The organism is Hydrogenivirga caldilitoris (assembly GCF_003664005.1).
Lineage (GTDB): Bacteria > Aquificota > Aquificia > Aquificales > Aquificaceae > Hydrogenivirga > Hydrogenivirga caldilitoris.
The window spans coordinates 18,332-40,446 of the sequence record NZ_RCCJ01000001.1; the positions used below are offsets into that span (position 1 = coordinate 18,332).

The 22,115-nt window shown below is 46.7% G+C and carries 22 protein-coding genes and 1 tRNA gene; 10 read left to right on the forward strand and 13 right to left on the reverse strand.

All coding sequences use genetic code 11. The annotated features are described in order from the left end of the window. Positions 1 to 51: 51 nt before the first annotated feature. Positions 52 to 1,239, forward strand: a complete 1,188-nt coding sequence (locus tag BCF55_RS00140) for a hypothetical protein (protein WP_121008597.1) — start codon at positions 52 to 54, stop codon at positions 1,237 to 1,239. On the opposite strand, the gene BCF55_RS00145 is transcribed toward BCF55_RS00140, so the two are convergent. From BCF55_RS00145 to BCF55_RS00155, 3 genes are read right to left on the reverse strand one after another with little or no spacing between them, the layout of a single operon-like run. After that, the gene (locus BCF55_RS00145) at positions 1,230 to 2,363 is read right to left on the reverse strand and encodes an acetoin utilization protein AcuC (protein ID WP_121008599.1); all 1,134 of its coding nucleotides are present in this window, start codon (positions 2,361 to 2,363) and stop codon (positions 1,230 to 1,232) included. The genes BCF55_RS00140 and BCF55_RS00145 overlap by 10 nt on opposite strands. Next, complete coding sequence (locus BCF55_RS00150; protein ID WP_121008601.1) at positions 2,360 to 3,643, reverse strand: PDC sensor domain-containing protein; 1,284 nt, start codon at positions 3,641 to 3,643, stop codon at positions 2,360 to 2,362. The genes BCF55_RS00145 and BCF55_RS00150 overlap by 4 nt, the downstream gene beginning before the upstream one ends. Beyond that, complete coding sequence (locus tag BCF55_RS00155; RefSeq protein ID WP_121008603.1) at positions 3,640 to 4,806, reverse strand: LL-diaminopimelate aminotransferase; 1,167 nt, start codon at positions 4,804 to 4,806, stop codon at positions 3,640 to 3,642. The genes BCF55_RS00150 and BCF55_RS00155 overlap by 4 nt, the downstream gene beginning before the upstream one ends. A gap of 47 nt (positions 4,807 to 4,853) precedes the next feature. Here BCF55_RS00155 and BCF55_RS00160 point away from each other — a divergent pair, with 47 nt between their 5' ends. Beyond that, positions 4,854 to 5,579 (forward strand): nuclease-related domain-containing protein, encoded by a 726-nt coding sequence (locus BCF55_RS00160; RefSeq protein WP_121008605.1) that lies wholly within the window; start codon positions 4,854 to 4,856, stop codon positions 5,577 to 5,579. Here the strand turns inward: BCF55_RS00160 and BCF55_RS00165 are convergent. After that, positions 5,574 to 5,939 carry a cupin domain-containing protein gene (locus tag BCF55_RS00165; RefSeq protein WP_121008607.1) on the reverse strand — a complete coding sequence of 122 codons (366 nt, stop codon included), beginning with the start codon at positions 5,937 to 5,939 and terminating at the stop codon, positions 5,574 to 5,576. The two genes, BCF55_RS00160 and BCF55_RS00165, sit on opposite strands and share 6 nt — an antisense overlap. Before the next feature lie 35 nt (positions 5,940 to 5,974). On the opposite strand from BCF55_RS00165, the gene BCF55_RS00170 reads away from it, so the two are divergent. Then, complete coding sequence (locus tag BCF55_RS00170) at positions 5,975 to 6,991, forward strand: chorismate-binding protein (protein WP_121008609.1); 1,017 nt, start codon at positions 5,975 to 5,977, stop codon at positions 6,989 to 6,991. Here BCF55_RS00170 and sreC read toward each other — a convergent pair. From sreC to BCF55_RS00190, 4 genes are all read right to left on the reverse strand, one after another. Further along, positions 6,982 to 7,998, reverse strand: coding sequence for a sulfur reductase subunit SreC (gene sreC, locus BCF55_RS00175; protein ID WP_121008611.1), 1,017 nt, complete (start codon positions 7,996 to 7,998; stop codon positions 6,982 to 6,984). The genes BCF55_RS00170 and sreC overlap by 10 nt on opposite strands. Further along, positions 7,998 to 8,747, reverse strand: a complete 750-nt coding sequence (gene sreB, locus BCF55_RS00180; protein WP_121008613.1) for a sulfur reductase subunit SreB — start codon at positions 8,745 to 8,747, stop codon at positions 7,998 to 8,000. The genes sreC and sreB overlap by 1 nt, the downstream gene beginning before the upstream one ends. A 12-nt stretch (positions 8,748 to 8,759) precedes the next feature. Further along, positions 8,760 to 11,603 (reverse strand): sulfur reductase subunit SreA, encoded by a 2,844-nt coding sequence (gene sreA, locus BCF55_RS00185; RefSeq protein WP_121008615.1) that lies wholly within the window; start codon positions 11,601 to 11,603, stop codon positions 8,760 to 8,762. Positions 11,604 to 11,722: 119 nt separating this feature from the next. Beyond that, positions 11,723 to 12,898: a class I SAM-dependent rRNA methyltransferase gene (locus BCF55_RS00190; RefSeq protein WP_121008617.1), complete on the reverse strand. Its 1,176-nt coding sequence runs from the start codon at positions 12,896 to 12,898 to the stop codon at positions 11,723 to 11,725. A gap of 35 nt (positions 12,899 to 12,933) precedes the next feature. On the opposite strand from BCF55_RS00190, the gene accD reads away from it, so the two are divergent. Together accD and BCF55_RS00200 are read left to right on the forward strand one after the other, a co-directional pair. Beyond that, complete coding sequence (gene accD / locus BCF55_RS00195) at positions 12,934 to 13,776, forward strand: acetyl-CoA carboxylase, carboxyltransferase subunit beta (protein ID WP_121008619.1); 843 nt, start codon at positions 12,934 to 12,936, stop codon at positions 13,774 to 13,776. After that, on the forward strand, positions 13,761 to 14,438 hold the full coding sequence (locus tag BCF55_RS00200) for an MgtC/SapB family protein (RefSeq protein ID WP_121008621.1): 678 nt from the start codon (positions 13,761 to 13,763) through the stop codon (positions 14,436 to 14,438). The genes accD and BCF55_RS00200 overlap by 16 nt, the downstream gene beginning before the upstream one ends. Here BCF55_RS00200 and pth read toward each other — a convergent pair. Further along, complete coding sequence (pth, locus tag BCF55_RS00205; protein ID WP_121008623.1) at positions 14,431 to 15,009, reverse strand: aminoacyl-tRNA hydrolase; 579 nt, start codon at positions 15,007 to 15,009, stop codon at positions 14,431 to 14,433. The two genes, BCF55_RS00200 and pth, sit on opposite strands and share 8 nt — an antisense overlap. Then, entirely contained in the window at positions 15,006 to 15,608 is a 603-nt protein-coding gene (locus tag BCF55_RS00210) for a 50S ribosomal protein L25/general stress protein Ctc (protein WP_121008625.1), read from the reverse strand. The genes pth and BCF55_RS00210 overlap by 4 nt, the downstream gene beginning before the upstream one ends. A gap of 69 nt (positions 15,609 to 15,677) precedes the next feature. On the opposite strand from BCF55_RS00210, the gene BCF55_RS00215 reads away from it, so the two are divergent. Beyond that, entirely contained in the window at positions 15,678 to 16,907 is a 1,230-nt protein-coding gene (locus tag BCF55_RS00215; protein ID WP_121008627.1) for an EAL and HDOD domain-containing protein, read from the forward strand. Here BCF55_RS00215 and BCF55_RS00220 read toward each other — a convergent pair. The 3 genes from BCF55_RS00220 to ispE form a co-directional block, all read right to left on the reverse strand. Then, a complete protein-coding gene (locus BCF55_RS00220; RefSeq protein ID WP_121008629.1) occupies positions 16,904 to 17,842 on the reverse strand; it encodes a ribose-phosphate diphosphokinase in 939 nt (312 codons plus the stop codon). The two genes, BCF55_RS00215 and BCF55_RS00220, sit on opposite strands and share 4 nt — an antisense overlap. A gap of 10 nt (positions 17,843 to 17,852) precedes the next feature. Further along, a tRNA-Gln gene (locus tag BCF55_RS00225) sits at positions 17,853 to 17,928 on the reverse strand. Beyond that, positions 17,919 to 18,743: a 4-(cytidine 5'-diphospho)-2-C-methyl-D-erythritol kinase gene (gene ispE / locus BCF55_RS00230; RefSeq protein WP_121008631.1), complete on the reverse strand. Its 825-nt coding sequence runs from the start codon at positions 18,741 to 18,743 to the stop codon at positions 17,919 to 17,921. Before ispE ends, BCF55_RS00225 begins: the two co-directional genes overlap by 10 nt. Positions 18,744 to 18,808: 65 nt before the next feature. Here ispE and BCF55_RS00235 point away from each other — a divergent pair, with 65 nt between their 5' ends. Genes BCF55_RS00235 through BCF55_RS00250 form a run of 4 tightly spaced genes read left to right on the forward strand, consistent with a single transcriptional unit; the run spans position 18,809 to position 22,113 of the window. After that, positions 18,809 to 19,090 carry a hypothetical protein gene (locus BCF55_RS00235; RefSeq protein ID WP_121008633.1) on the forward strand — a complete coding sequence of 94 codons (282 nt, stop codon included), beginning with the start codon at positions 18,809 to 18,811 and terminating at the stop codon, positions 19,088 to 19,090. A 32-nt stretch (positions 19,091 to 19,122) separates the two neighbouring features. Beyond that, a complete protein-coding gene (gene gatB / locus BCF55_RS00240) occupies positions 19,123 to 20,550 on the forward strand; it encodes an Asp-tRNA(Asn)/Glu-tRNA(Gln) amidotransferase subunit GatB (RefSeq protein ID WP_170144708.1) in 1,428 nt (475 codons plus the stop codon). Further along, a complete protein-coding gene (gene rpiB, locus BCF55_RS00245) occupies positions 20,547 to 20,993 on the forward strand; it encodes a ribose 5-phosphate isomerase B (RefSeq protein WP_121008637.1) in 447 nt (148 codons plus the stop codon). Before gatB ends, rpiB begins: the two co-directional genes overlap by 4 nt. A 1-nt stretch (position 20,994) precedes the next feature. Then, on the forward strand, positions 20,995 to 22,113 hold the full coding sequence (locus BCF55_RS00250; RefSeq protein ID WP_121008639.1) for an FtsW/RodA/SpoVE family cell cycle protein: 1,119 nt from the start codon (positions 20,995 to 20,997) through the stop codon (positions 22,111 to 22,113). Positions 22,114 to 22,115 lie beyond the last annotated feature (2 nt).

The following is a 22,115-nucleotide window of genomic DNA, read 5'->3' on the forward strand; positions in this document are numbered from 1 at the left end:
CTTTTATTTTAAGGCTTTATATGTAAATTTCTATGCTGCTAACATGGTTATATGATTGCTGTTCTCTTGCTACTGTTTTCCCTTGCCTTTTCTGGAGTGAAGGTGCTGTCCTCCGAATTTAACGAAGCTGCCTTCGGAATAAAGGTTGCAGGTGATGGTCTGTGTTTCGTAGGCAGGAGGAGCTCGGAGGAGAACGGATACGACGCCCTCCTTGGCTTCTGCAGGGACAGGTGCAGGACCTATCTCCTGAGCTCCAAATCCGACGATTACAGTTATACCGTTGAAACTCATGGGAGGTTGTGCCTCGGAGGGATCACTTCTCTCGCCCGCGGGAACATGGACCTGGTTTTAGTCCTCTTCGGAGAGGAGGGGATAGAGGAGGTTCTATCCTTTGGTGGTGAGGGAAACGATATGCTCTGGTTTATAAAACAGGTTAGTGATGGATATGTGCTTGTCGGTGGTGTGCAGGGCTCTGACTGGGACATACTTGTGGTTAAGCTGGACAAAGATTTAAACCTACTCTGGGCAAAAAGGTTGGGTACAGGATATGAGGAGTACGCCTACGGCGTGGCTGAGTATGGACGTAAGTACTACGTGGTGGGAAGGAGCAATTACAGAGGTAACTGGGACGCTTTCATACTTGAGATTTCCTCAGAGGGTAAGCTCCTGTCTTCAAAGCTTTTTGGTGGCGGAGGGAAGGACTACCTCAGGTATATAGGGCTTTTCAGAGGTAAACCTTTGGCAGTTGGAAGGTCTGAGACGACCCCAGACAGCGATGTACTGATACTGCTTCCTGAGAGTGGCATTTACAAGCTGTACGATGGGGGTGAGTTTGATTACGGCCGAGTTTTCTCCGCGGATAGGGACACAGTAATACTCATGGGCGATACTTATGAGGGGGGAACTTCGGACGGGCTGCTGATCTTCCTTGATGGAGAACTCAATCTCAGAGAAGCCTTCGCCGTTGGTGGAGACGATGTTGACTCGGTACGTTACCTTGACGGCCACGTTTTTGCAGGCTACACCTACTCTCTAAGCCTTGATAACGATGTTCTTTTGGGAGATGTCCGTCATCTGTGTAAGAGTTTTGTGGGGGAGAAAAAATTCAGAGAGAGGGAGGCAAATCTTCGCTTCTTTCCGTACCCGATTGAGGAGAGGATTTACGATATACGTCCCCTAGACCTTAGTTTTGGGATAAGGAGTCTGAAGCTACAGGAGAACAGCCCGTGTCAGGAATAGACCAGCTCCTTAATCTTTAAGACGAGCTCTTTTATCTCTTTTCTTATCGCTCCCTCTCTTGGCTTATCAATTAGGTACTCGTACATGTAGCTCCTGTCAACATCATCGTCAAACTCTTCCCAGTCAACGGAACTGAGAATCTCCTTGCCCAGGGCATTAAGCTCTCTGGGTGCTTCTCTCCCGGATATCTCGCACCATATCAGGGTCCAGCAGCGGGCAAGGGCGATGGGATGATATCCACCCCCTCCGAGGTATACACCCTCTCCAAAAGCCTCCCTTACAAGCCTGAAGGCTTCAAGGAACCCTACGTTTGAAAGCTCAAACTTTGACAGAGGGTCTTCAAGGAGAGGATCGGTGCCCAGCTGCAACAGGTAAACCTCTGGGGTAAACAAGTCCTTTACATAGGTGAGGATCTTTTCCAGCACAAAGAGATACTCGGTATCATTGACTCCCTTTGGGAGTGGGACGTTCAGGTTATACCCCTTCCCTTTTCCTTCACCTCTTTCCTCAAGGGAACCCTTTACAAAGGGAAAAGAATACTCTGGGGATTGGTGCAGAGACAGTACGAAAACTTCATTGTTGTTATAGTAGGCTTCTTGAACGCCATCACAGTGGTGGGCATCAAGGTCTATGTAAAGGACGTTTTTAATGCCCTTTTTCCTCAGGAATTCAATGGTTATAACTGGGTCGTTTATGAAGCAAAAACCGTGAGCCTTACTCTTTAAAGCATGGTGCATTCCTCCGGCGGGGTTGAAGGCTGAAAAGCCTTTCAGGAATAGTTCTGCAGCCTGAATGGAAGAACCGGTTGCTAAGGAGGAACCTCTGAACATGGCTGGGGAAACTGGGTTTTCATAGTTTCCTATGTTAAACTTCTCTCTCGCGCCTTCTGGGACACACTGGCACCTGTCCGCCTCAATAAGTGTTTCTATGTACTCCCTGTCGTGGAACAGTAGAAGCTCCTCTATGGTTGCCTCTCTGCTTTCAACCATACATTCTTCTTCCAGAAGGTTCAAAGCCTTAAGGAACTCTATGAGTAGGGATACACGGGGAATTCGGAGGGGATGGTTATTCGTGTATCGCAGGTTTTTATACCTGAGACTCCCTACAAGCTTAGCTTTTTTCATACTGTTGTTTCCTTGAGACTCTTTACAAGCTTGTGTATCTGGCGGAAGTTTATATCCCCTGCAAGCACATAGGTTTTTCCTTCGTAAGTGAAGCTCTCGGATACTGTTATACAGAAGTCGTCGGTAGCCTTTGATAGGTAAACGTCGGATATGAAAGTGCCCCCAGCGATGGCCTCTTTAAAGTAAGGTTTCTCAGACCGATCCGTTCCCTTCTTACCCTGTGCTACAAAGTAATCAACCTTTGGGTTTACTATGTTGTTGGTAATTTGGAGTCCCTTGTCGCTCATAATGTAAAAGAGTTCAAAGTATGGATACTTTTCAAACATATCGTAGAGAACATGCTCCCACGTATCCTTAGGGGTTATCCTGACACGCTCAACAACCTCTTTGAAGTCTTCAAGGATCCTCTTCTTTATATTGGTTATCAATTTCTGTTTTGTGGGGTCGTGAAGTATAAGTGTTGGTTGCAAGCCGTATATTATGAACACAGAACCCTCAATCTTTGCAGTTCTGTTTCTGAGCTCTTCCTGTAGATTGTATAGTTTTTCCTCGGAATCAACAACTGACATGTCAAGACAGAAGCCGTAAATGTGGACATGCTGGAACTCTCCAAAGAGGAGGGTATACTCTTTGTGGAACTCCTTAAACAGCTCTTTTATGCTTTCCTTTTGGGGTAGGTTGCTGGAAAGTATCCAGAACTCGCCTTTCTCAAGAATACCCGTTATCTCACCTTCAAATAACTCCTTTATGTCCTCAAGGAACATCTTCTTCACGCTCTCTAACTTTTGGGTATCAAAAACTTCCTTGAACTTATCAAGGTTTTTCAACCCGAAGATGCATAGGTACTCTTTCCTGCCTATGCTTGAATGAACCCTCTGCATTATAGGAAGTATGTATTCCTTGTGATGGGTTATATAGTGAAGAAGGGTGTCGTAAGTGAGAACGCCCAGGTATGTTCCCCTCTTGTCTACCACTATCACCGGTTCTCTGTCTATAGGAAGCATATCAAACAAATCGGTTAGGTTTTCCTTCCTTAGTGAAGTGTTTCTGAGCTTTGTACATATGATGGCTATATCTCCGGCGGTAAGCCTCTCGTTTGAATACCTATCAACCGCATCCCTGTAAACGAGTCCTATTGGCGTATTCTCTTTCAGAACGGTAAGGTACTTGTATATCTTTAGCTCTTCAAATATACCCTTTAGCTCCTTTAAACCTATGTCATAAGGGACCGTAGGTATACTGATGCTGATATCAAGGAGACTTATCTCCTCAGCCTTCATAACTTTAAATTTTCTATCCTCTTAGCCGCTTCAACAAGTCTTTCTGTCGGAACAGTAAGTGATATCCTGAAGAATCCTTCTCCTGCCTCTCCAAAGCCGTTACCGGGTGTACAAACTATACCAGCTTCATCTATCAATCTTCCTACAAACTCAGCGGAGGTGTACCCTTTGGGGACTTTAGTCCATACGTAGAAGGTAACGTCAGACTCTAAGGGTTCAAGACCGAGACTTTTAAGGGCTGCAGTCATCACTTCTCTTCTTTCCCTGTACACAGCCCTTAACTTGTCAAGTTCGTCTTCGGGTAAACTCAAGGCTGTAATGCCAGCCTCCTGAACTGCGTTGAACTGACCAGAATCCACGTTCGTCTTCACTTTACCCAGAGCCTTTACAAGCTCTTCGTTTCCAACGGCCATACCTATCCTCCACCCTGTCATGTTGTAGGTTTTGGAAAGTGAGTGGAACTCTATAGCGACTTCCTTTGCCCCTTCTATCTGGAGTATGGATATTGGTCTTCTGTCTCCCATGTATATCTCTGAATAAGCGTTATCAGAGGCAACTATTATGTTGTGCTTTTTAGCCCACCTAACAAGGTCTCTGTAGAAGTCTTCCGTTGCATCTGCTGAGGTAGGGTTGTTGGGATAATTAACCCAGATTATCTTTGCCTTATCTACTATCTCTTGGGGTATTGAGCCTATGTCTGGCAGGAAATCATTTTCCTCTTTAAGGGGCATGGTATAGGGTTTTCCTCCGGCAAATATGGTTCCTATCTTGTAAACGGGATAGGCTGGGTCTGGACATAGGACTACATCCCCTTCCTGGACGAAGGCAAGGGGAAAGTGTGCTATCCCCTCCTTTGAACCTATGAGTGCTGTCACTTCCCTGTTAGGGTCAAGATTTATGTCAAATCTTCTCTTGTACCACTGAGCAACAGCTTCTCTGTAAGCTTTCATGCCAACGTAGGAAGGGTATCTATGATTTTCAGGTTTCTTAGCAGCTCTGCAGAGGGCTTCCACTATGGGCTCTGGTGTGGGGAGATCTGGGTCTCCCACTCCGAGGTCTATCACGTCAACACCCTGGGCGAGTTTTTCCTGCTTCCTTCTGTCAAGCTCTGCGAACAGGTATGGGGGCAGAACCTTCAATCTCTGGGCGAGCTCAAAAGCCATTCGGACACCTCCTTAAGAAATGAGTAGGCATATAATTATATAGGCAGATGGTAATTAAAGAGGTAGATGATAAGACCCCCATAATAAACGAGCTAAAAAAATTACTTAAAAACCCAAAGATATATCCTAAGAAGAAAGACCAGATAAAGTTTGAGCTTTACAAACTGCAACAAGGTTGGAAGAATGAAAAAGAGGCTGCTTACTATATAAATACTTATTACAAAGATTCGGAAAAGGTTGCTGTGCTCCATGATATCAGGTTAGATATTAATGGCATAACTGTTCAAATAGACCATTTGCTTATATTTAGAACGGAAGTCATTGTATTTGAAAGTAAATATTTTTCTTCCAGCTTGTATTATGACTGGAAAAATAAGGCATTCAGCATAAAGACGGCAAAGGGATTTGTTGGAATACAAGACCCGATAAAGCAGGCTGAGAGACAGACTATAAATCTTCAGAGAATATTGAAGGATATAAAACTATACGATATGTTGCCTTCTGAGTATAAGTTTTACGTGCTGGTATCGCCGTCGGTGAACTTCAAAGGACGTATGCCCAAAGGTATACTTAAGGCGGATAAGTTTATAGACCAGTTCCGTTATGAAGACGAGAACATTGGTTTTATGGAAGGTGTTACACGACTCACACGTTTTATTAAGCATGGTTTTGGGAAAATAGTTTTTGTTGCAGAGCAGCTTAAAGAACTTCACCAGCCGTTAGATGTGAGTTTCTACTTGAAAAAATTAAAGTTAGACTGGTTATATTCATAACTCTACCTTTACGCTATCCTTCCCATCGTAGCTGGGACTGAAAGTTGCCAGTAGAACAGAAACAACCGAAGTGTTTGTATAAAAGTGAACCTTTCCCCTCGGTATGAAGGCTGTATCTCCCTCACTCAGCTTCTCTCTCTTCCCATCAAGGTAGAGCTCTCCGTGACCCCTCACGACCACGAAGGTGAGGTCGTGCGCAGCGTGATAATGAGGAAGCTCTGCAGTCCTTATGAATACGAGAAACTGACTTATATACTCTGTTTCATTTAACTTTATAACTTCAATCTCCTTTACACCCTTTACCTTATCTTCTATAACTTGCGATAAGTCTCTGATACATTCGGGGTTGAACATTCTCATCTCTCTACCCTCCTTAAGGCTAAGATTATATCTTTGTGAGGCTGGTGTTATCGGGGGGCTGGTTCGGAGAGGAAGGACTTTACTCTTGTGAGGTAAAGGAGGTCATTTATCCTCAGAGTGTTGAAGAGCTTAAAGACTTTGATGGTTTTGTTATACTGTCCTATGAGCTTGGTGGTAGATTTCTTGAGCTGAACCTAAAAGAAACTCCTCTTCCAAAGATAGTTGCCCTGAAGCTTTCCCAGCCTATGAGGTTTGAAGCTGAGCCAAAGGCTGTACATCTTGAACCCATAGGAATGTCCCTATCGGAGTTGGAGTTCAAGGAACGCGTTGATAAAGTAAAGGGGTATATAGAGAGAGGGGACGTCTATCAGATAAACCTCTCCACTAAGATAGACTTCAGTCTTCAGGGGAAACCTTCAGACCTTTTCCTTCAGTTCTGGGAGAGGCAACCTGTTCCCTATGGCTTCCTCCTTGAGCTTGACGACCTCTTTGTTATGTCCGGCTCAATGGAGCTGTTCTTGGAGAAGAGGGGCAAGATAATATGTAGCAAGCCCATCAAGGGGACGGGCAAGAGCCCGGACACCATACTTGCCAGCGAGAAGGAGAGGGCTGAGAACCTCATGATTACGGACATGGTTAGGAACGATATAGGCAGGGTCGCTAGAACGGGGAGCGTCAGGGTTGCGGAGCTCTTCAAGGTTGAGGAGTATGAGACCCTCTGCCAGATGCACTCAACCGTTGAGGGAGAAACCGGGGAAAACTTTCCACGGATAATTAGGGAAACTTTCCCACCCGCCTCTGTAACTGGAGCACCAAAGCACAGGGCGGTTCAGGTGATAGACGAGCTTGAACCCCACCCCAGGGGTTACTACTGCGGTGCCGCGGGGTTCGTGGAAGCCGACGGAGACTTTACTTTGAGTGTTCTCATAAGGACCGCCTTCGGCGGTGGTTCAGAACTCAGCTACTTTGCGGGATGTGGAATAGTCTGGGACTCGGACCCGGACAGGGAGTGGAAGGAGCTTCTCCTGAAGACGAAAGCCTTTTATCCGTAGAGGGATATCTTCGTTTCCTTCCTCTCCATAAAGCCCTTTCTGAGGGTGTAGCCCTGTTCTGGGTATAGCCCGTAGAAGAGGTTCTGAACATGGTTACCCTCAACGAAGAAGCTCCACCTCTCAAGGGCGCTTCCAAAGAGTACGAAGAGGTATGTTAGCCCAAAGATCCAGTGGTTTGCGGTTCCTGTTATCCAGGCATATAGTACCAGGAATAGGGGCACAAGGAAGGTGATAAGGTATGCCAGGGGTATAACCGTTGAAAGCATCTCCTTACCCCTTCTGTAAAAGAATTCCTCGGTGCAGTAGTTGTCGGTTGTGGACCCTGTGTCTATAACCCTCATAGGTCTGTTGTGGGGTAGGTTTAAGGCTTCGTTTAGGGTTGGGCGCTTCAAATAGAACTGGCGTATGTTGAAGGCAAGTCTAAAGCCAAAGGCAAGTGCTATGAATAGAAAGGATAAGAATATGAAAACTCCGAGATAGGGAAGGTTATACAGGTAGGAGAAGTAAGCCATCAACGTAGAGCCGAGCATAAGGTACATCAAGAGGTAGTAGATTACGGTTATAGAGCTGTTCCACTCAAGAACAAACTTGTTGGAAGCGTATATCATCGCTGTAGAAAAGCCACTCAGGATACCGAGCACGAAGGTGAGAATTCCAAAGAGGTGCTCAAAGAAGGGATTGGCTCCAACTTGATTTAGAACCAGGTACACCAAGAGTGTAAAACCGTAGGCACCGCTGAAAACAGCCTCCCTTGATAACCAGGAAGTCCTGAATCTCTTTATGGCTTTCCAGGCTCTGAGTTTGTGTCCTAAGTGAAAAGAAGCCCCGAAGGCTCCCAGTCCTATTAGGATAAGTTCAAGCACCCCCAACTTAAGGATAACTTCCTGGGGGAGTCCCTGTCCCTTTCCAAAGAGTTTCAGGAACTCAATTGCATACATGAATATAAAAAGACCTATAGACGTCCCTGCCGTTAGGAAGAAGAATATCAGTGACATAGGGGGATGCATTATACAACCTCCTCCACCTGTTTTTCTTCAGGCACATGCCCTTTATTGGAAACATGATGTCTCTTCATAACCTCTAAGAAGAGAGGGTTATCAGGCTTTAAAATATGCTTCTCAAACTCTTCAATGTTTATCTTGGTTTCAATCCTCGGTAAGTAATGGTTTCCGGGATTGGTTCCCATATCCGGGAAGAGAACAAATCCGTTTCTCTCTTCAATAACCTTGTACACCTCACTTTCTGGGTCCTCTATATCCCCAAAGAACCTTGCCCTTGCAGGACAGGTAAGGACGCAGGCAGGTTTCCTGTGCTCAGGGGGGAGGGATTCATCGTAAATCCTGTCTATGCACAGGGTACACTTCTTCATGACCTTGTCCGCTTCATCGTATTCCCTGCACCCGTAGGGACAACTCCAGGAGCATAGTTTACACCCTATGCAATCATCATAGTTCACGAGGACTATGCCGTCCTGCTCGCGCTTGTAGGAGGCTCCTGTTGGACAGACGGGAACACAGGGTGCATCCTGGCAGTGAAGACATGACTTGGGGAGATGAAACACCTGGGTATTTGGAAACTCACCCATCTCATATGTCATTATCCTGTTGTACCATACCCCTTCGGGATGGGCTCCGTAAGGGTCAAAGTCAGATAGGGGACCAAAAGCTGCTTGGGTGTTCCACTCCTTGCAGTTTGTAGCGCAAGCATGACACCCAACACAAGTGTTCAAATCTATGACTAATGCGAACTGTGCCATCACAGTACCTCCTTAAGGCTTGTACCTGAGCAGGTCAACCCAGCGCTCCTTTATATAGGGCAGGGGCTCTACCCTGAATTCTGGGTAGGTTTCGGGCGTTTGGTCTTCTGCCCTGTATACCTTTACCTTTGTATCAAACCACGCCAAGTGTCCTGTCACGGGGTCTCCGTAGAAGAGTTCTCTGCCGCCTATCTTTATGCTATGGGGTATGACGTGGTTTAGGAGGAAACCTTCATGTCCCTCCTCAGCTTCGGGTTTGAGTCCCCAAGTGCCCTGCATCTTTCCTATGGCGTTCCATGTCCATACCGAATTTGGCTCTGTTGCTTCGGTCAGAAAAACCTGACACTTGACCCTTCCGACCCTTGACTCAACCCAAACCCAGTCAAGGTGTTTTATGCCCAACTTTTGGGCTGTCTTCGGGTTCATGTACAGGAAGTTCCTGGTTGAAATCTGTCTGAGCCAGACGTTCTGAGAATCCCAGGAGTGATACATCCACTGAGGTCTTGCGGTAAAGGCATAGAGGGGGTAGTCATTACCACTTACTTCCTCTTCAAAGGGCGGGTACCAGAAGGGTAGGGGGTCAAAGTACTTGACCAGTCGTTCTCTTATAACAGGGTCGTTTGGAGGCTGGTTTTCTCCTTCCCACAAACCTAATCCTGCCAGTCTGAAGGTTTGAAGGGATTCCACATAGAAGTTCATTATTATTGGGTCCGTCTTCTTTATAAAACCAACACTCTTCGCCCACTCAAGGTAGTCCTTATTTATGTGCCTGAAGTATCTCATATGTTCGGGAAGCCTGTAGTAGAAAAAGCCCTTGTTCTTTGTATACATCTCAAGCTGCTTAGGGTTTGGTTCTCCCACAAAGTGCTTGTCTCCGTTCTTACCTCTCCATCCTGCCAGAGCTCCTATGCCGGGTCTGGGTTGCCAGTTTATAAGGAAGTCTTTAAAGTCCTTGTACTTTGGTGTTCCATCCTCATTCACGAAACCGGGGAGCTTGAGCTTTGTTCCGAGCTCTACCATTACGTCTCCCCAAGGTTTGACATCAAGCCCTTCCTTTTTAGGGTCAACTATTGGTTGTCTGAGTGCGTCAACCGGTCCGAAGGCTACGGAGGGTGGTCTGTCAAGCAGAGAAAGGGCAAACCACTGCTCCAGATATGTGGCATCGGGCAGAACCAGGTCTGAGTAAGCCACCTGTTCGCTGTAGAAAGCGTCTATCGTTATTATCCGGGGGATTATGTAGTTCCCCGCAGCATCCTTTGCCGTAAGGGCTTGGATTATGTAGGGTATGTTTTGGGAAGAGTTCCATGCCATGTTTGCCATGTAGATTATCAGTACATCTATTTCATAAGGGTCTCTCTGGTACGCTGCAGGGATGACGTTCTGAATGCACCCATGAGCTGCTACTGGGAACTCCCAGCTGTAAGCTCTGTCTATTCTAAGAGGTTTACCGTTTTCATCTACCAGCAGGTCATCGGGGTTTTGGGGTAATCCCAGGTGAGGACCCTTCAAGGTTTCTCCGTATTTTAGGTCCTTCAGGGACCTTATCTTAACAGGTTTAGGCAGGTCTTCTATGTGTTTCGGGTAAGGTGGCTTTGCCAGGTGTCCACCGGGGACGTCAACACAGCCAAGCAGCATCTTTAATACGAAGACCGCCCTTGCTGTTTGGAATCCGTTGGAATGAGAAGCTATACCTCTCATTATGTGGAAGGAGACGGGTCTACCTCTCATTGTCTTATGCTTTCTCCCCCACGCGTCTGTCCATTCTATAGGTAGCTCAATAGGCTCATAGAGGGCTATAACACCCATCTCCTTTGCAATTCTCTCTATGTCTTTTGCGGGTATCCCCGTTATCTTCTCAACCCTTTCAGGGGAGTATTCCTTAACAAGTCTCTCCGCAAAGATATCAAAAGCCGGTCTTACCTTGAACCCTTCCGGAGTTTCAAACACACCTATGAAGGCTGGTTCAAGCCCATCAGGAACTATTCTGTCCGCTGGCTGGAAGGACTTGGACTTCTTGTCGTAGACCATGGGCTTGCCTTCCTCGTTCCTGTAAAAGAGCCCATCTTTAGAGGTTCCGGGTGCCTGTATAACAAGCCATGGGGCGTTGGTTTGCTCCTTTAGGAAAGTCCAATCTATGAGGTTGTATTTGAAAAGCACGTGCATAATGCCCATTATGAAAGCTCCGTCAGTTCCAGGCTTTACCGGAACCCACTCATCCGCTATAGCACCGTAAGACCACCTTACGGGGTTCACAAACACAAGCTTTCCGCCCTTCCTCTTCATTTCCTGTATTCCGAGCTTGAAGGGATTGGAGGCGTGGTCTTCTGCAACACCTATCATCATGAAGTACTTGGTGTTTTCAAAGTCAGGGTCTCCAAACTCCCAGAAGGAGTAGCCTGTTGAAAGCAGTCCGGCGGCGGCAACGTTCACGGAACAAAAGCCTCCATGAGCTGCCCAGTTTATGGTTCCCAGCTGCTGGGCAAACCATCCGTTGATAGCCTGCATTTGGTCCCTTCCAGTAAAGAAGGCTACTCTTGCAGGGTTTTTCTTTCGTGCTTCATCTATCCACTTTGCAGCTATCTCTATAGCCTCTTCCCACTCTATCTCCTTAAACTGACCTGAGCCCCTTGGTCCAGTTCTCAGTAAGGGTTTTCTAAGCCTTGCGGGGGAGTATTCCTTCATTATCCCGGAAGAGCCTTTGGCACATAAAACCCCTTTATTCAGAGGGTGGTCATCATTTCCCTTTATGTAAGTGACCTTGTTGTTCCTAACGTAGACCTCTATCCCACATCTACAAGCACACATGTAACATGTGCTGTAATACTTCCTTTCGTAAAAACTTCCTCCTATCTCCATCATGCCGCCTCCTGTGGGCACGCTTTATCTAAAAGGATAATCCTGAGCCTAAAGTATTGATAGCATTTTTACTTAAAGCTCCATAAGAGTTCCTTATAGGGTTTATAAGATACAACTTATCACACCACCTCAACCCACACTCCTTTAAGATATAGGGTGTTTGGCATTTGGAGTATCCAGGGGTGGTCTTTGTCTTGGAAGGTTTTTGCTATCACCCTGACCTGCCTTCTTACATCGTAGGATGCTTGTGTAAGAACTTCAAGGAGATGTTGCTCTGTTATATGGAAGGAGCAGGAAAATATCGCAAGATAGCCTCCTGGTTTAACCAGTTTGAGTCCTCTAACGCATAGCTCTTTATAACCCCTGAGGGCGTTGGGAACCGCATGTCTGTTCTTGGCAAAGGAGGGTGGGTCTATCACCACCAGGTCAAACTTCTCTCCTTTGGAGACCAGTTCCCTCATAAAATCAAAGGCGTTCGCTTCAACCCACTCTATTCCGGAGAGACCGTTTAACTCCTCGTTCTTCCTCCCAACCTCAAGGGCGAGCCCTGATATGTCAACCGCTATGACCTCTCCAGCCCCCATTTTCTTCATGTTAAGGGCAAACCCTCCTGTATGACAGAATACGTCAAGACACCTGTCTCCTGGTTCAACGAGGCTTCGGACGAACCTCCTTGAGTTTCTCTGGTCAAGGAAAAAGCCTGTCTTCTGTCCCTGGGGTATGTTTATCACGTACTTCAGGTCGTGTTCCCATATGGTTATCTCCTCAGGCACGTTCCCGTAAACTGTGCCCTCCTTAGCATTGACACCTTCCACTTTCTTTGCCGTTAGGTTTTCCTTCTCGTATATACCTTTTGGTCTAAGAAGCTCAACCAGGGACTCAATAACCGTGTCCCTGAACTTGTTCATGCCGTAAGTGGTGAACTCAATTACTGTATACTCTCCATAGACGTCCACTATGAGCCCAGGCAAGAGGTCTCCCTCCGAGTGTATGAGCCTGAAGGCGTTGCTGTTTGTGTAAAGCCTTTTCCTGTAATTATAGGCTTCCTTTATCCGTTTCTTTATAAGCTCTTTGTTTATAGGCTCCTCCTTATCAAAGGAGAGTATCCTAACCGCTATGTTTACCTCGGGGTTTATATAACCGTAGCCGAGGAATTTACCTCCAAAATCCCTAACTACTACCAGCTCTCCCTTTTTGGGCTTCCTTGAGTAAGACGCTATCTCCGGTCTGTATATCCAGGGAAAGAAACCCCTTACCCTGTCCTCAATTCCCGGTTTCACTCTGACCTGAAGCATTCAGTTATATTTAGTTTATACTTCTCTTTTGAAACATGGGGATATTTGATAAGCTCTTCAAGAAAAAGAGGGAAGAAGAGAACCTATGGACGAAATGTCCTGAATGCAAGACACTCCTATACGTTCCGGACCTTAAGAGGAATTATAAGGTTTGTCCAAAGTGTGATTACCATTTCCCCCTTTCTGCTCCTGAGAGGGCTGAATTTCTCCTTGACGATACGGGTGCCGAGAGACTGTTTGAAGATGTTCTGCCTGCGGACCCTTTAAAGTTTAAAGATACTAAGCCCTACAGGGAAAGACTTAAGAAGGCTCAGGAGCAGACGGGTCTTACCGAGGCTCTTGTTGTTGTGAAAGGATACATGGAAGGGAAGAAAGTGGTCTTAGCCTCAATGGATTTTGGCTTCATAGGGGGAAGTATGGGTTCCGTTGTTGGAGAGAGGTTTTTCAGAGCCTGTGAACTTTCTCTAAGAGAAGGTATACCCCTGATCGCGGTAACCTGTTCTGGCGGTGCCAGGATGCAGGAGGGTATACTCTCTCTGATGCAGATGGCGAAAACTACCTTAGGGGTTGGGATGCTGAAGGAGAAGGGAATTCCCTATATAACCGTGCTTGCAAACCCTACAACCGGAGGTGTTGCGGCAAGCTTTGCCTTTCTGGGAGACATAATAATAGCGGAGCCAAAAGCTCTGATAGGGTTTGCCGGACCCAGGGTGATTGAGCAGACCATAAAGCAGAAACTTCCGGAGGGCTTTCAGCGTTCTGAGTTTCTCCTTGATAAAGGTATGGTAGATATGGTGGTTTCCAGGAGGCAGATGAAGGGCACCCTTTCCAAACTTCTTGACCTCGCCTACTATTCGGAGAGATGTTACAGGAGCTGAACTTTCTTCTTGAAAGCTATCCCTTCCCTATATGGGAGGGGCTTTTGAGGATACTGCTTGCCATGTTCCTGGGGTCTATAATAGGTCTTGAAAGGGAAAGGAGGAAGCAGCCGGCGGGCTTTAGAACCCATGCTGTCCTGGCATTGGGCTCATCTTTGTTGAGTATAGTGTCCATATACATACCCACTGTTTACGGGACGGGGGTAAACGTTGACCCATCAAGGATAGCCTCTCAAGTGGTAAGTGGAATAGGCTTCTTGGGAGCGGGTGCTATCTTACGAATGGGCGTATCTGTTAAGGGATTAACTACCGCTGCAAGCTTGTGGACTACCGCAGGTATAGGTCTGGCTGTGGGGGCAGGTATGTACTCCCTGTCCGTGTTCTCAACTCTCGTCCTTCTGATTGTGCTAAGTCTTATGAGCAAGTTTGAGAAGGAGTTCCTTTCAAAGAAGAGCAAGACGGTTAAGGTTGTTGCGCAGGAGCTTTCAGGTGTTTTTGAGGAGCTGAGTAAGGTCCTTGAGGAGGGAAATGTCTTCAAGATAGAGAGGAGAGAGGGGTTGGTGGAAGTTTATTATGAAGTTCCCTATGAGCCTGAAGAGCTTAGTCTGAAACTCAAAGAACTATCAAAAGCTGGGGGAATCCTGTCTGTTGAGGTCATATAAGGAGGTCTCTTCTGTTACAGAACTCCATGGCGTCTTCTGGTGAGAGTTCTACACTCCTAAGTACACACTCAGCTGCCTTCTTTATCACGGCACGAGCCAACTCCTGCTCCTCTTTTGAGAAAGGAGAGAGTACATACTTGACCACATCTCCCTTGGTTTTTGGTCTTCCTATACCTATCTTCAAGCGGGGGAACTTCTCCGTCTTTATATTCTTTATTATGGACTCAACCCCCTTGTGTCCTCCGGAACTCCCTTCAAGGCGAAGCCTAGTCATGCCCAGGGGAAGGTCAAGGTCATCATATATAACCAGCATCTCTGCCGGTCTTATGTTGTAATCCTCAAGAAGGTTGATAACGGCTAATCCAGAGTTGTTCATGTAAGTTTGGGGTTTAGCCAGAAGAACTTCCCTTCCACCTATCCTTGCCCTGTAAAGGTGAGACAGCCCCTCTTCGGTGTAGTTTTTCAATTTTAGTCTGCTGGCAAGCTCGTCTATGACCATGAACCCGACGTTATGTCGGGTGTTTTCGTACTCCTTTCCGGGGTTACCCAGACCAACTACAAGTTTTATCATTCAGAGGCTTGTTCTTCCGTTTCCTCTTCCGTCTCTTCCGTTACCACCTGTTCAATTTCGGGCTCAGCCACGACCGCAACGGTCTCTTCAGGGTTGTCAAGGATTTCACACCCTTCCGGAGGCTGAATGTCCCTTACGTGAATGACATCACCTATTCCCAAACCGCTAACGTCTATGGATATCTTATCTGGTAGGTTTGCAGGTCTTGCCTTTACAGTGAGAGAGTGCATCAGGGCTTCAAAGATGCCTCCAAACTCAACGCCCGCAGGGGTTCCCACGAACTCAATGGGAACTTCAACTTCTATCTCTTTAACGTTCGCGATATCGTAAAGGTCAACGTGAATAGGGTTGTCCCCGAGCCACCCGAATTGGACCTCTTTGAGAATGCAAACCCTTTTATCTCCGTTTATTTCAGCTTCCATCAGAAAAGCCTCACCGTGGGGTAGGGAAAGGAAGTCTTTTACCCCTATCCAGGCGTGGACGTTCTCCACGTCCTTCCCGTAAATCTCTACCGGTATGAAACCCTCTTTTATCATTCTCTTTGTTTCACTCTTCTTACCAGGCACCCTTTCCGTAAGTTTTACCTTAACCCTTCTCATAGAATTCCTCCTAAATTACATGCGGAGTTGAGAATTATATCACACTTGGTAATATAATAGGAGTAGTCTATGGTAAAGATATACGTGGCAAGACAGCCTATCCTTGACAGAGAGGGAAAGATATTTGCTTACGAGCTCCTATTCAGGTCCGGTTTTAAGAACAAAGCTGAGTTTGGAGAGAATGACGGGGTGAGGTGCACCGCCAGGGTGATTGAGTCCGTGATGAGCTCCTACAACCTCGGAAAGATAATAAGGGATAAGAAAGGTTTTATAAACATAGATGAGACGAGCGAAATCCTTAACGTGGCTGAGCTGCTTCCTCCAGACAGGATTGGCTTTGAGGTCCTTGAGAGTGCAATCTTAAGTACCGATTTTCTGAACACCTTAAAGAGGCTCAAGGAGTTGGGCTATGAGCTCTCCTTGGATGACTTTGTATACTCGGAGGAGTTTATCCCATATCTTGAACTTGTTGACTACGTCAAGATAGATGTTCTGGAACAGAGCGAGGAGGAGGTGAGGGAGATTCTCCCAAGGTTAGAAAAATACGGGGTCAAACTTGTGGCTGAGAAGGTGGAAACCTACGAGCTCTTCAAAACCTATCTTGAGATGGGCTTCCATTATTTTCAGGGTTTCTTCTTTCAGAAGCCCAAGATTGTGGTTTCTAAAACTGTTGAACCGGCGTACGCTGCTCTCGTCCAGCTCTACAACATGGTTGCCGAGGAGAGAGACGTAAAGGACATAGAGAGAGTTTTTAAAAAGTTTTCAGAGTTGTCTGTGAAGCTCCTTCAGCTTATAAACTCCGCCTATTACTCCCTGAGGCAACCCGTGAAGTCTATAAGACATGCTGTCTTGATGCTGGGCTACCAGAACCTCCTTAAGTGGATACTCCTTCTGATGTACTCGGTAAGGAGCGAAGACTTCACCTCAGATCCCCTGTTTGAAGAGGCTTCCATAAGGGGTTTCTTTATGGAAAAACTGGCGGACTTCCTTTTCCCAGATAAGGAAACTCCAGGAAAGGCTTTTATAGTTGGGATTCTTTCTCTTGTGGATGTTCTTCTGAGCGTTCCTATGGAGGAGGTTGTAGAACATCTATCCCTTGAAGAGGATATTCGGGAAGCCCTTGTGAGCAGAAAGGGTAAGCTGGGCGGTCTTCTCACCCTTGTTGAGAAGGTTCAGAAAGGGAATCTTGCTAACCTTGAGGAGCTCCTTTCCCCTTATAAGGAGAAGGGGCTAACTCCGGAGAAGTTGCTTCAGCTGCATACCGAGGCAATTAAAGAGTATTCAGAGATTGAGTTTTAAATAAATAGGGAGCTTACAGACTCCTCTTCGTGTATCCTCTTTATGGCTTCTCCCAAAAGCGGTGCTACTGAAACTATCCTGAGCTTGTCAAACAGCTTGTCCCCTATCGGGATTGTGTTCGTTATTATCACCTGCTCTATGGGGGAGTTTGTCAGCCTTTCAACCGCCGGACCCGAAAGAACCCCGTGGGTTGCGCAAGCCAAAACCCTCTTTGCCCCCCTGTTTATTAGCATGTTTGCAGCTGCGACCATAGTTCCGGCGGTATCTATTAGGTCATCTATTATTATCGCTTCCTTCCCATCAATTTCCCCAACCACATCCAGGACTTCCGCCTTGTTGGGTTCAGGTCTCCTCTTGTATATTATCGCTATGCCACACCCAAGCCTATTGGCAAGCAGCCTTGCCCTTTCAACTCCGCCCGCATCCGGTGATACAACTACCGGATTCTCAAGGATAAGGTTCTTCTTGATGTACTCATAGAGAACAGGGAGTGCCGACAGATGGTCAACGGGAATGTCAAAGAAACCCTGTATCTGAGGGGAGTGGAGGTCTATGGTCACAACCCTGTTGGCTCCAGCCACAGTTATGAGGTCTGCAAGGAGTCTTGCACTTACGGGAGTCCTTGGCTTGTCCTGTCTATCCTGACGGGCATAGGCGAAGTAAGGTATAACCGCCGTTATCCTTCCTGCTGATGAGCGTTTTAGAGCGTCAATTATCAGGAGTAGTTCCATTATATGCTGATTTGCTGGGCTGGAGAGAGACTGGAAGACGTAAACATCTGCCCCCCTTATTGACTCGTTTATCTGAACCCTTACCTCACCATCGCTGAACTTGGTGACAAGCATGTTGGAGATAGGCACACCGAGGTACTGGGCAGCCTCCTCAACTATGGCTCTGTTCGCTGTCCCTGTAAGTATCTTCAAAGGTCTATTCATAGGTTTTATATGGCTGGGGTGCCTGGATTCGAACCAGGAACCCCCGGATCCAAAGTCCGGTGCTCTGCCAGTTGAGCTACACCCCAAGCCAGCTCTTAGCTTTTACCACCTTCCACCCCCTGAGCCTGGCACCAGTCTCTAACTCAGGGGTAGGTTTACCTATATAGAATACAGCAGAACCGCTACCGCTGACAAGGGCTTTAAAACCAAGGTGTTCCACAAAGCGAACAGCCTCACCTATCTCGGGATATAGGCTGCAGGCTATCTCTCCCAGTTTGTTTTCAAGGAGTTCGTACCTCCCCTCCCTAATTAATGAGACCAGCTTCTCCGGGCTCATCTGTGGGGTCAGGTCCTCTTCCCTGACCAAAGAGTAAACCTTTCTGGTTGAGGCTTTGACCGAAGGTATGAGAAGGGTTACGTCAAGCTCTATCGGTTCTATCTCCTCAAGTATCTCTCCCCTTCCCCTTCCTATCTGGGTTCCGCCCCTGAAGAAGAAAGGCGCGTCTGAAGAAATGATACCTGCTATCTCCATCAGCTCATCTTCACCGAGAAGCTCTCCCATTAACCTGTTAACCTCTTTTAAAACGGTGGCAACGTTTGAACTTCCACCACCCAGCCCTGCGCCTTCAGGTATATTCTTGTTTATAAAAACCGACAGCTCAATCTCTCTTCCCACCCTCCTCTCAAACTCTGCAAGGGCTCTGTAAACGAGGTTTTCTTCCATAGGGATTCCTGTGCTGGTCTCAACCCTAAAGGGTCCCTCCTCTATCCTCACCTCGTCACAGAGGTCAATAGCGTGGTAAAGGGTAAGTATGTCGTGATACCCGTCGGACCTCTTACCCAAAATCCACAAACCTAAGTTTATCTTTGCAGGAGAGGAAACCTTAGCTAAAACCTCCACATTTATAAGTTTATTTATTTTAAAATTTTGGAAAGGGGGAAGATAGGCATAAGGGAGGTGGTATCATGGTCCCTACTCAGGAAGTTATAAGAGAGGCTTACTTTCAGCTGTCAATTCTCAGCTCAACCTCTTTGGAAGTTGAAGCCCTTAGGGAGCTCAATTATAAGGTCAGAAAGGTTGCTGAGAGACTGATTGCCCTTTCAAAGGGTAGAGAGGATGTTTTACATAAGGCTGTTGACTTATATACCCGCTTGGGTGAGAACTATGAGCTTATCAATATAGACCCAGAGCTTGCCGCAAAAACGCTTGAGGAAGCCATAAGAGAGCTTGAAAAGCTTATCGGGTAGTCTGACACTCCTGAAAAGTTATAATCATTCCTATGGAATATGAAGCGGTTATCGGTCTTGAGATACACGTCCAGATGGACACTCAGACCAAGCTCTTCTGCGGTTGTAAGGTTGAATTTGGAGCGGAACCTAACACCAACGTATGCCCGGTGTGCCTGGGTATGCCCGGGGCTCTCCCCGTTCTGAACAAAAGGGCGGTTGAATATGCGGTTAGGGCTTCCTTAGCTTTGAACTGTGAGGTTCACTTGGAGTCTATCTTTGCACGGAAGAACTACTTTTACCCTGACCTCCCAAAGGGTTATCAAATATCTCAGTATGAAAGACCTATAGCTACCGATGGATACCTTGAGTTTGAACTCCCGGACGGGAGTAAAAAGAGGGTTAGGATAAGAAGGCTACACATGGAGGAAGATGCCGGTAAGAGCATACATGAAGGCTCAAAGAGTTACGTTGACCTTAACAGGGCTGGGACACCCCTTATGGAGATAGTTACGGAGCCGGACCTGAGTACTCCTGAAGAAGCCAGGGTCTTCTTGGAAAACCTCAGGAACATAATGCGCTATGTGGGGGTTTCCAAAGCGGACATGGAAAAGGGACAGCTTCGTTGTGATATAAATGTCTCCATAAGACCAAAAGGTTCAAAGGAGCTTGGAACAAGGACAGAGATAAAGAACGTCAATTCTTTCAGGTTTGTCCAGAAGGCTCTTGAATATGAGATAGAGCGTCAGATAAAGCTTGTTTCCGAAGGTGGTAGGGTTGAGCAGGAAACCAGAACCTTTGACCCTTCAACGGGAAAAACCTTCACCATGCGAACAAAAGAGGAAGCTGAGGATTACCGCTACTTTCCCGACCCAGACCTTTTGCCCCTTAAACTTGAAGAGAGCTGGATAGAGGAAATAAGGAACACGATGCCTGAACTTCCCCATCAGAGGTTAGAGAGACTCCTATCTCAGTATGGTATAAGCGAGTATGAGGCGAAGATATTTGTCCAGAACAAGGAGCTGGGAGACTTCTTTGAGGAGGCGGTCTCCCATCTTCAGGAGCCTAAGCTTATAGCCAACTGGTTACTTAACGACCTGCTTGGACTCCTTAACGAGAAACAGATACCCCTTGAAAACTCCCCAGTATCGCCGGAGGGTCTGGCGGAACTCGTCAAGCTTATAAAGGATAATGTGATCTCCACCAAGATAGGGAAAGAGGTAATAAGGGATATGGTTGATTCAGGTAAAAGAGCTTCTCAAATAGTGGAGGAGAAGGGTTTGAAGCAGATTACCGATGAGTCCTCTATAAGACAAATAGTTGAGGAGGTTGTGAAGCAGTTTCCAGAGGAAGCTCAGAGGTACAGACAAGGTGAGGACAAGCTCATAGGTTTCTTCGTGGGACAGGTAATGAAGTCTACCAAAGGGAAGGCTAACCCCAAGCTTGTGAATCAGTTATTGAGAGAGGTGTTGAAAGGATGAGGATAGCTCTGGGTTCAGACCATGCGGGTTTCCCCCTCAAGGAGAAGATAAAGGAGTTCCTCTTAGAGAAAGGACACGAGGTTGTGGATTTTGGAACTACCTCAGTTGAATCCACCCACTATCCCCTCTTTGCAAAGGAGGTGTCTCTTGCTGTACAGAACGGCAAGGCAGACAGGGGTATACTCGTGTGTGGTACGGGCATAGGTATGTCTATAACAGCCAATAAGTTTAAAGGTATAAGGGCTGCCCTGTGTATGAACGAGTATATGGCGAGAATGAGCAGGCTCCACAACGATGCAAACGTTCTATGTCTCGGTGACCGGGTTGTAGGTGAAGACCTCGCCCTTGCCATAGTTGAAACGTGGCTTGAAACACCCTTTGAAGGTGGAAGACACGCAAAGCGGGTTGAACTGATAGCGGAAATAGAGAAAGAATACCTCTGATATGGAGCGCTTAAGGAGGTTTTACCCGGACCCAGTTCTCCTTTTTGCAGTGATACTCCTGTCCCTCATAGGTTTCCTTGCGATACTGAGTGTCAGGGTGATGCCTGACCTCCTTTACAGCTTGGAAATCCAACATTTTAGAAAGCCGTTGTTCTTTCTGATATCTTTACTTTTGGGACTCTTCCTCATGTCTTTTGTGTCTTACGCACTGGACTATAAAAAGCTGAACAACCAGCGTATGGTTTACTTTCTGGTGAGCTTGTCTCTGTTCTTTCTCTTGCTTGTCCTGTTAAAAAAGCTTCTTTTGGGAAAATCCGTGGAAAGGTGGTTGATAGGGACCAGTATTCAGCCGTCAGAGTTTTCAAAGGTTATAATCGTGGTCTTCATAGCCTACTACGTTGCACGCAAAGGTGCCATAGACAGACTCAGGTTCTTTGGCTGGGCTGTCTTGATTGTGGTGGTTCATTCTGTTCTTCTGTTCCTACAACCCGATAAGGGAATGGCTCTATTTATACTCCTCTTGGCTTGGGGAGTGATGTGGATAGGTGGAACTTCGCCCAAGATATACATGCCTGTTGGGGCACTCTTCACCTTTTTCGGGGCTTTCATGCTCTACTTTGGGGGGGATTACGTCCACAAGAGGTTTAGTGTCTGGCAAAACCCCACTGAGGATTCTTTTGGAGCAGGTTATCAGGTAATTCAATCGTTACTTGCCTTTATGAATGGGGGACTTTTAGGACAGGGGTATGGAAAGGGGTTTCAGAAGCTGGGACCACTGACCCAGGCGGACACGGACTACGTTCTTGCAGTTATAGGTGAGGAGCTGGGGCTCCCTGGGCTTATATTCGTATTTCTGCTCTATGGAATTGTGATTAAAAGGTTAATCAGTATAGCTAGCGAGGTTGCCGATACCTTTGGGAAGTTGTTGGTTTACGGGTTTATGCTTAACATAACCATATCCGTAGTTGTCAACGTCATGATGACGGTTAACCTTATCCCACCGAAGGGAACTCCCCTTCCCTTTATAAGCTACGGTGTGAGTAACATGCTGGCTAACCTATTTGCCCTCGGGCTTGTTGGTGCGGTTTATAAAAGACAGCTTCAGTACAGACTCCTCTGATA